Below are 13,716 nucleotides of genomic sequence, written 5' to 3'. Positions count from 1 at the left end.
CCCCGGGTTCGTGCACCGTCAGGTTCCCGGGCACGTCCTCCCAGCTGGGGCGATGCTCCGCCACGCGAGTTCACCGAGCCCTTCCAGGATCTTCACGGGATCACGTCCGCCCGGCCGCCGGGCGGAGGACCGAACGGGCAGCTCCTCCTGCACGAAAGGCCAGGTCACGGCCCCTCAGGAGGCGAGGACGCCGAAGGCTGGGCAGCCGACCAGGCCGGTGGGCCGCCGTCCTCGGAGCGGAGGCGGTCCGGGAGACCACCGCCAGGAGACCACCGGCGTCCAGGCCCGGCCCGGCGTACCGGAACAGACGGTCCGTCGGCAGCCGCGCCGATGCGGCAACGGCAGTGCCAGAATGTCGCGGAGCGACACGAGTGGGAGGGAACGAGTGCACCGCAGCCCGGCCGGCACCCCCGAGCAGGTCCTCGGCATCGACGTCGGCGGCACCGGCATCCGGCTCGCCCTCGCCCCGGCCGACCGGCCGGACTCCGTCCTCCGCTCCACCCGGATCCCCGCCCCCGCCCGGATCGGCACCGACGGCCAGGACGCCGCCGCCCTGCTCGAACGGCTGCTGCCCGCCCTCGCCGAGCTGGTCACGCCCGGCATCCGGGTGACCGCCGTGGCGGTCGGCGCGACCGGAATGGCCCTGCTGGGGCGGGAGTTGGCCGCCGAGCTGCCCACACCCCTGGCCCGTGCCACCGGCGCGCGCCGCCTGGTCCTGGCCAGCGACGCCGTCAGCGCCTACGCCGGAGCCCTCGGCCCGCACCCGGGCGCGGTCGTCGCCGCCGGCACCGGCGTGGTCGCCCTCGGCCTCCACCCGGCACCCTCCGCCGACCCCCGCCCCACGTCCGAGGACCGGCCCGGAGCCACCGCCGCCTGGCGGCGGGTCGACGGCTGGGGCCAGTTGCTCGGCGACTGCGGCGGCGGCTCCTGGCTCGGCCGGGCCGGGCTGGAGGCCGCGCTGCGCGCCCAGGACGGCCGCACCGGCGGCTCCCCCGCCCTCCTGACGCTGGCCCGGGAACGCTACGGCCCGGCCGACGGACTCCCCGCCGCCCTGCAGACCCGGGCCGACCGCGCCGGTCTGCTGGCCGCCTTCGCCCCCGACGTGGCCGCCGCCGCCGCGCAGGGCTGCCCGGTCTCCGCCGAGCTGCTCCGCCGGGCCGGCGCGGAGATCGCGGCCACCGCCACGGCAGCCGTGGCCGGCCTGCGCGAGCCCCGTCTCGCCCTCACCGGCGGCCTGTTCAACCTCGAACCGCTCCGCGCCGCGACCCTCGCCGCCCTCCCCCCGGAGGTCCGCCTGCACACCCCCGACGGCCCGCCCCTGCTCGGCGCCCTCCGCCTGGCCGCGTCAACGGTGACGGCGGCGGACCCGCCCTGGCCGGTGAGCCCGCCGCTCCTGGACGTCCGCGACCTCTGACGCCCGCCCCCTGACGTCCGACGCCCCGTCAGGCGAAGCGCCCGCTCGGCACCGGCCCCGAGGACCGCACCCGGTCGCGCGGCGCCCCCGCCACCGCCCACACCCCGGCCGCCCGCGCGGCGAACTCCGCCAGCGCGGAGTCCGGGTCGGCCGGAGCGTCCTCGTCGCCCTCGTCCGGCGTGCCGGCCGCCGCGAGGATCTCCTCCGCGAGCTGCTCGGCCGGCCGCTCGTCGGGCGGCGCCTCGCGGCGCCGCCCGTCCTCGTCGAAGCTCAGGCCCGGCTCCCACGGCGCGACCACCGTCTGCACCAGCAGGCCGCAGACGTCCGCCGAGACGATCGGCGTGTCCGTCCAGCAGGTGGCGTGCTCGTAGAGGAGCTCGTCCGGCGCGCGCTCGCTCAGCCGGGCGACCAGCTCCTGGTCACAGGCGTTCAGGTCGTAGGCCACCACCAGCGCGCCCGCGACCCCCGGCCGGTACGGCGCGGCCGGCACCCCGAGCAGCGCGGCCGCGGCCAGCCCGAGCGCCCGGCTGCCCCGGTCCGGCAGCAGCGCCACCGAGGTCACCCCGCGCCCGGTGGCGTCCAGCACCAGGCGGAGCCGCTCCAGCCCGAACCGGCAGTTGTCGAAGGTGTCGCCCAGGTAGGCGTAGCGGCCGGTCATCCCGGCCCGGAAGCCGTGCGGCGAGAGGGTGAGCAGCAGACCGCCCGTCAGCACGTGGTGCCAGCCGCGCAGGTCCTGCTCGCCCACCGGCGGGACGGCCGCGGCCCGGGCCAGCGAGCGGGCGATCCGCTCCCCGGCCGGGCGCCACATCTCCTCGGGCCCGGACAGCCGCCCGTACACCTCGCGGGCCGCCTCCAGCTGACCGCCCATCAGCGCGTTGAACGCCATCAGGTAGCGCTCCGGCCAGTCCCCCAGCCCCGCCTCGTGCGCGCGCAGCACCTCGACGGCCTCGGCGTGCCGCTCGCCGTCCTCCAACGCCGACACCAGCTCCAGCAGCACCCGCCGGACCTGCTTCGGGTCCACCGGCCGGGGCCGGCCGAACAGCCGGCGCTTCGGCGTGGTGACGATCGCCAGGGCCTCGCGCAGGGCGGGCACGGCGAGCGCCGGGAGCCCGTGCTCGATGCAGGCGTAGCCGTACTCGTACAGCGCCGCCGGGTCGTCCTGGTTGTCCTTGAGCACGGCGGCCGCCCCGGCCAGCTCCTCGATCCCGGCGAGCCACCCCAACCTCTGGACCAACCAGGCGAGTTCACCGCTGGGGACCTGCTCGGCGAGCCCCCGCAACGCGCGGGCCGCCCCGGGCAGGTCCTCGGCGTCGAGCAGTTCCTGTGCCTTGGCGAGGTCAGGGTGCAAAGGTCTTCCTCCAGGGTTCTCGGTGCGACGGATGCGTCACGGCGCCCGGGTACGCGGCACGGGCCCGCCCGATCATCGGTGCCTCCGCCCGCCCGGGCAACCGGGTTTTCCGGCGTCCCCGGGAACGGTTCGTTCCTGAACGGTCACCGCCCCACCCGCCCCCGGGCGGCCCGATCTGACGGTTCGCGAGGGTCCTGACCGTGAAGTCCGTCACCCCGCCCGGGCTCCGTACCTGGTCAGAGGTGGTCCGGCGGCAAGATCGAGAGCGGCCGAAGTTAGCATGGAGCCAAGGCCCTACCCTCGAAAGATGGACTTGTGACTGTCAACGACGACGTGCTCACGAACTGGAACAACCGCGAGGAGATCGCGGAGTCGATGATTCCGATCATCGGCCGACTCCACCGGGAGAAGGACGTCAACGTCCTGCTGCACAGCCGCTCCCTGGTGAACAAGTCGGTTGTCTCCATCCTCAAGACCCACCGGTTCGCCCGCCAGATCGCCGGCGAGGAGCTCTCGGTCACCGAGACGCTGCCCTTCCTGCACGCGCTCACCTCGCTCGACCTCGGCCCGTCCCAGATCGACCTCGGGATCCTCGCGGCCACCTACAAGAACGACACCCGCGGCCTGACGGTCGAGGAGTTCACGGCTGAGGCGGTGGCCGGTGCGGTCGGCCCCAACAAGCTGGAGCGCCGCGAGTCCCGCGATGTCGTCCTCTACGGCTTCGGCCGGATCGGCCGCCTGCTGGCCCGTCTGCTGGTCGAGAAGGCCGGCTCGGGCAACGGCCTGCGCCTGCGGGCCATCGTGGTCCGCAAGGGCAAGGGCGACGACCTCGTGAAGCGCGCCTCGCTGCTGCGCCGCGACTCGATCCACGGTCAGTTCAACGGCACCATCACGGTGGACGAGGCGACCAACACGATCATCGCCAACGGCACCGCGATCCAGGTCATCTACTCGAACGACCCGACCACGGTCGACTACACCGAGTACGGCATCAACGACGCCATCCTGGTCGACAACACCGGCATCTGGCGGGACCGCGAGGGCCTGTCGAAGCACCTCCGGCCCGGCATCGCCAAGGTCGTGCTGACCGCCCCGGGCAAGGGCGACGTGCCGAACATCGTGCACGGTGTCAACCACGACACCATCAAGCCGGACGAGCAGATCATCTCCTGCGCGTCCTGCACCACCAACGCGATCGTCCCGCCGCTGAAGGCGATGGCGGACGAGTACGGCGTGCTCCGCGGCCACGTGGAGACCGTCCACTCGTACACCAACGACCAGAACCTGCTGGACAACTACCACTCCTCGGACCGCCGTGGCCGCGCCGCCGCGCTGAACATGGTGATCACCGAGACCGGTGCCGCGTCCGCCGTCGCCAAGGCCCTGCCGGACCTCAAGGCGAAGATCAGCGGCAGCTCGATCCGCGTCCCCGTGCCGGACGTCTCGATCGCGATCCTGAACCTGCAGCTGGCCCGCGAGACCACCCGCGAGGAGGTCCTGGACCACCTGCGCGAGGTGTCGCTGACCTCGCCGCTGCGCCGTCAGATCGACTTCACCAACGCCCCCGACGCGGTGTCGAACGACTTCATCGGCTCCCGCCACGCCTCCATCGTGGACGCGGGCGCGCTCAAGGTGGACGGCGACAACGCCATCCTCTACCTGTGGTACGACAACGAGTTCGGCTACTCCTGCCAGGTCGTGCGGGTCGTCCAGCACGTCTCGGGCGTCGAGTACCCGACCTTCCCGGCCCCGACGGCCTGACCTCCCGTCAGGACGCCGCACCCGGCTGACCGAGGCCGCCCCCGCCACCGCGCGGGGGCGGCCTCGGCCGTTCGCGCAACCCCTGCTCGGCCGAGGGGATGAAAACGGGCGTCGGACAATACGGTTTGACGGCGTTTCAGAAAGTAGGGGTCTCATCTCTTAGGACATTCTCCGGAGAACAGCACCGTCCGGAGAAAGGCCCAGGTACCGCCTGTGTCCGCCCTGTACCGTCCGCCGAAGAGGGCAGCCGCCCTCACCGTCCTCGCCCTCTGCGCCGGCTACCTCGGCGGCTGGGTGCCCGGCGCCGAGGCCGCCGCCGGGGACGGCTCGGTCACCGTCCGGGTGGTCCGCGAGGTGAACGGGAACGGCGCGTACGACAGCGTCCTGGAGCCCGGCATGTCCGGCGTGACGGTCAACCTCACCGACGACGCCGGGACCACCGTCAGCGGCACCACCGGCGCCAACGGCCAGGTCACCCTGAACGCCGGCACCAGCACGCTGACCGGCGGCAGGTACCGGGTCCAGGTGGTCAACCCCAAGCCGGGCGTCCTGTACTCGGCCTTCGCCGACCGGACCGGCCTGACCGGGGCGCCGACCAAGCTGAGCAGCACCGAGGAGTTCGTCGACCTCTCGGGCGGCAAGAACGTCTCGTACACCACCGCGTTCTGGAACCCGGGCGACTACTGCCAGACCAACGCCCCCCTGGTCACGGCCTGCATCCGCAGCGAGAACCCGGCCGAGGCGGCCACCACCCGGACCCTGGTGCAGTTCCCGTACAACTCGCGCGGGGTGGACAAGGACACCACCGACCTGGCCACCAAGAGCCAGACCGGCGCGCTCTACGGCATCGGGTACAGCAAGCAGAAGAAGTGGATCTTCAGCGGCGCCCACGCGCACCGCAGCTCCGCCTACGGCCCGTCGGGCCAGGGCGCGATCTACCTGACCGACCGGGCCACCAACACCACCACCCTCTTCACCACCGTCCCGGACGCCGGGACCACGGCGCACAAGTTCACCAGCAACACCGACGTCGCCTTCACCCCGGTCGTCGCCAAGGAGTCGCTCGGCGACGTCGAGGTCTCCGAGGACGGCAAGGACCTCTACGTCGTCAACCTGGCGGACCGTCAGCTCTACCGCTACGACGCGACCCAGAAGACCGCGAGCACCTACAAGGCCGTCTACCCGATCCCGCAGCCCGACACCGCCTGCCCGAAGGCGGGCGACTGGCGCCCGTACGGACTCGGCGTCCAGGACGGCGTGGTCTACGTCGGCGGTGTCTGCTCCGGCGAGTCGACCCAGCTCAAGTCGGACCTGCGGGCGGTGGTGCGCACCTTCGATCCGGTGGCGGGCACCTTCGGCTCCGTGGTGATGGACCAGAAGCTGGACTTCCCGCGCCCGATCTCCTTCGAGTCCGCGTCGAACTGCAAGGGTGCCTCCTGGTACCCGTGGAACGACCAGATCCCCACCACCCAGGAGGGCAAGAACTGCCCGGCCGGGTACTACTCCAACCCCGAGCCGATCCTGGCCGACGTCATCGTGGACACCGACGGCTCGCTGATCCTCGGCTTCCGCGACCGGCTGACCGACCAGGTCGGCCAGGGCCAGATCATCGCCGTCGGCAGCGGCCTCTACCAGCCCGCCTCGGGCGGCTCGCTCAGCCGGGCCTGCCTGTCCGGCACCACCTTCGTGATGGCCGAGAACGGCGGCTGCGGCAAGACCGGCCGCGGCGAGAACTACTACTACACCCGCACCTACTGGGAGCACGGCAACGGCTTCTTCGCCGGCACCGCCCTCTCCAAGGTCGAGTCCACCGTCGCCAGCTCCGCCGTCGACCCGATCGGCGAGATCTTCTCCGGCGGCACCGCCTTCGCCGACCGCGACGGCTCCGACAGCCCGCGCGACGCCACCCACGGCAACCGGCTCACCACCTCCTTCGGCAAGGGCGGCTCGATGGCCGACCTCGAAGTGATGTGCGACGAGGCGCCGCTGCAGATCGGCAACCGGGTCTGGTACGACGTCGACAAGGACGGCATCCAGGACCCGGGCGAGAACCCGGTGGTCGGCGCCACCGTCCGGCTGTACGACACCACCGGTGCGATCGTCGCCACCATGAGGACCACCGCGCGCGGCGAGTACTACTTCGACAACTCCAACGTCGCCACCGGCCTCAAGCCGAACACCCAGTACACGATCAAGGTCGACCTGCCCGCCGACTACGCCTCCGGCGGCCCGCTCTTCCAGTGGGTGCCCACCCAGGCCGACGCCGGGACCAACGACTTCATCGACAGCGACGGCCGGGTCCCGGCCGGGGGCACGTACCCCGAGTACACCGTCACCACCGGCGGCCCGGGCCAGAACAACCACACCTACGACTTCGGCTTCAACCAGCCGGAGGGCGCCGTCACCGTCACCAAGACCGACCCGAGCGGCAAGGTGCTGCCGGGCGCGGTCTTCCAACTCTGGCGCGAGACCAACTCCACCACCGGGCTCCAGAGCACCGGCGCCGGCCAGGACACCAAGGTCGGCACCCCCTGCACCACCCCCGCCAACGGGCAGTGCACCGCCACCGTCGGGCTCGGCACCTACTACTGGCAGGAGACCCAGGCCCCGCCCGGCTACCTGATGCCCGCTCAGCCGGTCTTCGGCCCGCTCGTCCTGACCCTGACCAATTACCAGCAGGGCGTCACCGTCACCGCCGTCGACCAGCCGATGACCGGCGTACTCACGGTGACCAAGACCGACCCGGCGGGCAAGGTGCTCCCGGGTGCCGTCTTCCAGCTCTGGAAGGACACCAACGGCACCGAGGGCCTCCAGGCCACCGGCGCCACCCCGGACACCAAGGTCGGCACCCCCTGCACCACCCCCGCGTCCGGGCAGTGCACCGCCACCGTCGAACTCGGCACCTACTACTGGCAGGAGACCAAGGCCCCCGACGGCTACTCGCTCCCGACGCCCAGCGTCTTCGGCCCGGCGGTCCTCACCTCCGCCAACTACCAGGCGGGCGTCGCCACGGTCGCCGTGGACCAGCCGCTCACCGGCGCCGTGACGGTCACCAAGACCGACCCGGCCGGGCAGGTGCTGGCCGGAGCGCAGTTCCAGCTCTGGCGCGAGACCAACTCCGTCGCCGGGCTCCAGACCGACGCCGACACCCGTGTGGGCACCGTCTGCACCACCTCCGCCAACGGCCAGTGCACCGCCACCGTCCCGCTCGGAACGTACTACTGGCAGGAGACCAAGGCGCCCGACGGCTTCCTGATGCCGGCTCAGCCCGTCTTCGGCCCGCTCGTCCTGACCACCGCCAACTACCAGACCGGCGTCACCGCCACCGCCGTCGACCAGCCGATGACCGGCGCCGTCACCGCCACCAAGACCAACCCGAGCGGCCAGGTGCTGGCGGGCGCCCAGTTCCAGCTCTGGCGCGAGACCAACTCCACCCCTGGCCTCCAGACCGACACCGACACGCGCGTGGGCACCATCTGCACCACGCCCGCCAACGGCCAGTGCACCGCCACGGTCGGCCTCGGTACCTACTACTGGCAGGAGACCAAGGCACCGGACGGCTACCTGCTGCCCGCCCAGCCGGTCTTCGGCCCACTGGTGCTGACCTCCACCAACTACACCGCCGGCGTCACCGCGACCGCCGTCGACGAGCCCGTGAAGGGCAGCGTCACGGTGACCAAGACCGACCCCAAGGGCCAGGTGCTGGCGGGGGCGCAGTTCCAGCTCTGGCGCGAGACCAACTCCACCGCCGGGCTCCAGACCGACACCGACACCCGCATCGGCACCCCCTGCACCACCCCCGCCAACGGCCAGTGCACCGCCACGGTCGAACTCGGCACCTACTACTGGCAGGAGACCAAGGCACCGGACGGCTTCCTCCTTCCCTCCCCCGCCGTCTTCGGCCCCCTGGTGCTCGACCTGACCACCTATCAGGCGGGCGTCACCGTCACCGCCGTCGACCAGCCGATGACCGGCGCCGTCACCGTCACCAAGACCAACCCGCGTGGCCAGGTACTGGCGGGGGCGCAGTTCCAGCTCTGGCGCGAGACCAACTCCACCGCCGGGCTCCAGACCGACACCGACACCCGCGTCGGCACCGCCTGCACCACACCCGCCAACGGCCAGTGCACCGCCACGGTCGAACTCGGCACCTACTACTGGCAGGAGACCAAGGCCCCCGACGGCTACCTCCTCCCGGCCCAACCCGTCTTCGGTCCCCTGGAGTTGACCTCCACCAACTACCAGGCCGGAGTCACCGCAACCGCCGTCGACCAGCCGATGACCGGTGTGGTCACGGTGGTGAAGACCGACCCCAAGGGCAACCTGCTGGCGGGCGCCCGGTTCCAGCTCTGGCAGGACACCAACGGCACCACCGGCCTCCAGACCGACACCGACACCCGCATCGGCACCCCCTGCACCACACCCGCCAACGGCCAGTGCACCGCCACGGTCGAACTCGGCACCTACTACTGGCAGGAAACCCAGGCCCCCGACGGCTACCTGATCCCCGCTCAGCCCGTCTTCGGCCCGCTGGTCCTGACCTCCGCCAACTACCAGGCCGGTGTCACCGCGACCGCCGTCAACGAGCCGGTGAAGGGCAACGTCACCGTCACCAAGACCGACCCCGCCGGCAACACCCTCGCCGGAGCCGAGTTCCAGCTCTGGCACGAGACCAACGGCACCACCGGGCTCCAGACCGACACCGACACCCGCATCGGCACCCCCTGCACCACCCCCGCCACGGGCCAGTGCACCGCCTCGGTCGAACTCGGCACCTACTACTGGCAGGAGACCAAGGCACCCGACGGCTACCTCCTCCCGGCCCAGCCGGTGGCCGGCCCCCTGGTGCTCGACCTCACCACCTACACCGCCGGCGTCAGCGTCACCGCGGTGAACCAGCCGATGACCGGCGCCGTCACCGTCACCAAGACCGACCCCAAGGGCAACCTCCTGACGGGGGCTCAGTTCCAGCTCTGGCAGGACACCAACGGCACCACCGGACTCCAGACCGACGACACCAGGGTCGGCGCCCCCTGCACCACCCCCGCCAACGGCCGGTGCACCACCACCGTCGGCCTCGGCACCTACTACTGGGAAGAGACCCAAGCCCCACCCGGCTTCCTCCTCCCCGCCCCCGCCGTGTTCGGCCCCCTCACCCTCACCACCACCAACTACTCAACCGGCGTCACCACCACCGCCGTCGACCAGCCCGTCAAAGGCAACGTCACCGTCACCAAGACCGACCCCAACGGCACCCCCCTCGCCGGAGCCGTCTTCCAGCTCTGGCACGAGACCAACTCCGTCGAAGGCCTGCAGACCGACGGCGACACCCGCATCGGCGACGCCTGCACCACTCCTGCCAACGGCCAGTGCACCACCAGCGTCGAACTCGGGACGTACTACTGGCAGGAGACCCAAGCCCCCACCGGCTACCTCCTCCCGGCGCAGCCGGTGGCCGGCCCCCTGGTGCTCGACCTCACCACCTACACCACCGGGGTCACCGTCACCGCGGTCAATCAGCCGATGACCGGCCGGGTGACCGTCACCAAGACCGACCCCAAGGGCAACCTCCTGGCGGGCGCCCGGTTCCAGCTCTGGCAGGACACCAACGGCACCACCGGCCTCCAGACCGACACCGACACCCGCATCGGCACCCCCTGCACCACCCCTGCCAACGGCCAGTGCACCGCAACGGTCGGCCTCGGCACCTACTACTGGCAGGAAACCCAGGCCCCCGACGGCTTCCTGATCCCCACTCAGCCCGTCTTCGGCCCCCTCACCCTCACCACCACCAACTACCAGGCCGGCGTCAGCACCACCGCCGTCGACCAGCCCGTCACCGGCAAGGTGACCGTGGTGAAGACCGACCCCCGGGGCAACCTGCTGGAAGGTGCGGTCTTCCAGCTCTGGCAGGAGACCAGCGGCGTGGCCGGGCTCCAGACCGACGCCGACACCCGCATCGGCACTCCCTGCACCACCACGGCCGTCGGTGAGTGCGGTGCCACCGTCGAACTCGGCACGTACTACTGGCAGGAGACCCAGGCACCGGCGGGCTTCCTCCTCCCGGCGCAGCCGGTGGCCGGCCCGCTCGTGCTCGACCTCACCACCTACACCGCCGGGGTCCGCGTCACCGCCGTCAACGAGCCCGCCCGGGGCACGGTGACCGTCACCAAGACCGACCCCAAGGGCAACAACCTGGCCGGAGCAACCTTCCAGCTCTGGCACGAGACCAACTCGGTCCCCGGGCTCCAGACCGACGGCACCACCCCGGACACCACGGTCGGCACCCCGTGCACGACCCCGGCCTCCGGCCAGTGCTCGGACTCCGTGGAGATCGGCACCTACTACTGGCAGGAGACCAAGGCCCCGCCCGGCTTCCTCCTCCCCTCGCCCGCCGTCTTCGGCCCCCTCACCCTGACGGTGGCCAACTACTCGGCCGGCGCCGGGGTCACCGCCGTCGACCAGCCCGTCAAGGGCGACGTCACCGTCACCAAGACCGACCCCGCCGGCAACACCCTCGCCGGAGCCGAGTTCCAGCTCTGGCACGAGACCAACGGCACCACCGGCCTTCAAGCCGATGACACCAAGGTCGGCGCCCCCTGCACCACGCCCGCCGACGGCCGGTGCACCGCGAACGTCGAACTCGGCACCTACTACTGGCAGGAGACCAAGGCCCCCACCGGCTACCTCCTCCCCGACCCCGCCGTCTTCGGGCCCCTGGTGCTCGACCTCACCACCTATCAGGCGGGCGTCACCACCACCGCCGTCGACCAGCCGATGACCGGCGCCGTCACCGTCACCAAGACCGACCCCAAGGGCAACCCCCTGACGGGGGCTCAGTTCCAGCTCTGGCAGGACACCAACGGCACCACCGGACTCCAGACCGACACCGACACCCGCGTAGGCACCCCCTGCACCACCCCCGCCAACGGCCGGTGCACCGCGAACGTCGAACTCGGCACCTACTACTGGCAGGAAACCCAGGCACCGCCCGGCTTCCTGATCCCCGCTCAGCCCGTCTTCGGCCCCCTCACCCTCACCACCACCAACTACCAGGCGGGCGTGACCACAACCGCCGTCGACCAGCCCGTCCGGGGCCGCGTCACGGTGCTCAAGACCGACCCGAACGGCAAGATCCTCTCCGGCGCCGAGTTCCGCCTCTGGCGGGAGAACAACGGCACCGAAGGCCTCCAACGGGACGGCGACACACCCGACCTGACGGTCGGTGAACCCTGCCGGGCCGCAGCCGACGGCCTCTGCGCCCAGCAGGTCGAGATCGGCCGGTACTACTGGGAGGAGACCAAGGCCCCGGACGGCCACCTCCTTCCGGCCCAGCGCATCAACGGCCCCCTGGAGATCACCGCCGCCAACGCCGATGCCGGCGCCACCATCACCGTGGTGAACCAGCCGATGACCGGCCAGGTCACCGTCACCAAGACCGACCCGAACGGCAACGCCCTCCCCGGAGCCGTCTTCCAGCTCTGGCAGGACACCAACTCCGTCGAAGACCTCCAGACCGACACCGACACCAAGATCGGCACCCCCTGCACCACCCCCACCGACGGCCGGTGCACCACCACCGTCGGCCTCGGCACCTACTACTGGCAGGAAACCCAGGCACCCGACGGCTACCTGATCCCCACTCAGCCCGTCTTCGGCCCCCTCACCCTCACCCCCACCAACTACCAGCAGGGCGTGACCACCACCGCCGTCGACCAGCCCGTCACCGGCAAGGTGACGGTCACCAAGACCGACCCGGGCGGTGCCCCGCTTGCCGGAGCCGAGTTCCAGCTCTGGCAGGACACCGACGGCACCACCGGACTCCAGACCGACACCGACACCCGCATCGGCACCCCCTGCACCACCCCGCTCTCCGGCGAGTGCTCCGCCACCGTCGGGATCGGCACCTACTACTGGCAGGAGACCAAGGCCCCGGCCGGCTACCAACTCCCCCTCCCCGCCGTCTTCGGCCCGCTCTCCATCACCTCCTCCACCTACGCGACCGGCGCGAGCGTCACCGCCGTCGACCAGCCCCTCCCCGGTTCGGTCAGCGTCCTCAAGACCGACCCCGACGGACGACCCCTCGCCGGTGCGGTCTTCCAGCTCTGGCAGGAGACCAACTCCACCCCCGGCCTCCAGCCGGACAGCGACACCCGCGTCGGTGATCCCTGCACCACCCCCACCGACGGCCGGTGCTTCACCATCACCCGGATCGGCACGTACTACTGGCAGGAGACCAAGGCCCCCTCCGGCTACGAGCTCCCCGCCAACCCGGTGTTCGGCCCGCTCACCCTGACGGTCGCCAACTTCGACCGGGGCGTCACCGTCACGGCGGTCGACCGTCCGCTCAAGGGCTGGGTCGTCGTCCTCAAGACCACCCCCGACGGCCACGCCCTCCCCGGCGCGGTCTTCCAGCTCTGGCAGGAGACCAACTCCACCCCCGGCCTCCAGCCGGACACCGACACCCGCGTCGGCACCCCCTGCACCACCCCCTCCGATGGCCAGTGCAGCGCCGAGGTCCTGCTCGGCAGCTACTACTGGCAGGAGACCCAGGCACCGCCCGGCTACCTCCTCCCCACCCCCGCCGTCCTCGGACCGCTGACCGTCACCCAGGACAACCACCGCAAGCCCGTCTTCGTCACCGCCGTCAACGAACCCCGCCCCGGCTACGTCCACGTCCTCAAGCGCGACGGCGGGACCCACGCCTCCCTCGCCGGAGCCGTCTTCCAGCTCTGGCACGAGACCAACGGCACGGCCGGGCTCCAGCCCGACGGTGACACCCGCACCGGCTCCCCCTGCGCCACCGACTCCGCAGGCGCCTGCCACTTCGGCCCGCTCTCCCCGGGCACCTACTACGCCGAGGAGACCACCGCCCCCGCCGGCTACCGCCTCCCCACCACCCCCGTCACCGAACTGACCCTCACCACCACCGGCCCCGAGGCCTCCACCACCGTCACCGTCGACAACGACCGCATCCCGCCCACCCCCGACGAGCCCGAGAAGCCGAAGGAGCCCAAGAAGCCCCTCCCCGCCACCGGCAGCACCCCCACCACCCTCCTCACCCTCCTCGCCACCGCCCTCTCCAGCGCCGGCCTGGTCCTCCTCCTGACCCTCCGTCACCGCCGCCGCAAGGGCTGACCCCTGCCCCACGCCGAGCGGGCGCGGCAGCACCGACCGGTGCCACCGCGCCCGC

General features: G+C 71.9%; 4 protein-coding genes. 3 read left to right on the top strand and 1 reads right to left on the bottom strand.

Annotated elements, in window-relative coordinates; genetic code table 11:
* The first annotated feature begins 385 nt into the window (after positions 1–385).
* Entirely contained in the window at positions 386–1,414 is a 1,029-nt protein-coding gene (locus ACIA8O_RS12805) for a BadF/BadG/BcrA/BcrD ATPase family protein (RefSeq protein WP_396293715.1), read from the top strand.
* A gap of 28 nt (positions 1,415–1,442) precedes the next feature.
* Here ACIA8O_RS12805 and ACIA8O_RS12800 read toward each other — a convergent pair whose 3' ends face one another.
* Positions 1,443–2,762, bottom strand: a complete 1,320-nt coding sequence (locus ACIA8O_RS12800; RefSeq protein ID WP_396293714.1) for a hypothetical protein — start codon at positions 2,760–2,762, stop codon at positions 1,443–1,445.
* A 315-nt stretch (positions 2,763–3,077) separates the two neighbouring features.
* Between ACIA8O_RS12800 and ACIA8O_RS12795 the strand changes: the two genes are divergently transcribed.
* Together ACIA8O_RS12795 and ACIA8O_RS12790 are read left to right on the top strand one after the other, a co-directional pair.
* Positions 3,078–4,523: a glyceraldehyde-3-phosphate dehydrogenase gene (locus ACIA8O_RS12795; protein ID WP_396293713.1), complete on the top strand. Its 1,446-nt coding sequence runs from the start codon at positions 3,078–3,080 to the stop codon at positions 4,521–4,523.
* Between the two features lie 213 nt (positions 4,524–4,736).
* A complete protein-coding gene (locus ACIA8O_RS12790; protein ID WP_396293712.1) occupies positions 4,737–13,661 on the top strand; it encodes a SpaA isopeptide-forming pilin-related protein in 8,925 nt (2,974 codons plus the stop codon).
* Positions 13,662–13,716 lie beyond the last annotated feature (55 nt).

This window comes from Kitasatospora sp. NPDC051853 (assembly GCF_044452665.1).
GTDB lineage: Bacteria > Actinomycetota > Actinomycetes > Streptomycetales > Streptomycetaceae > Kitasatospora.
Note: the sequence above shows the minus strand (reverse complement) of the source record. Positions and strands in the feature narration are given on the sequence as shown.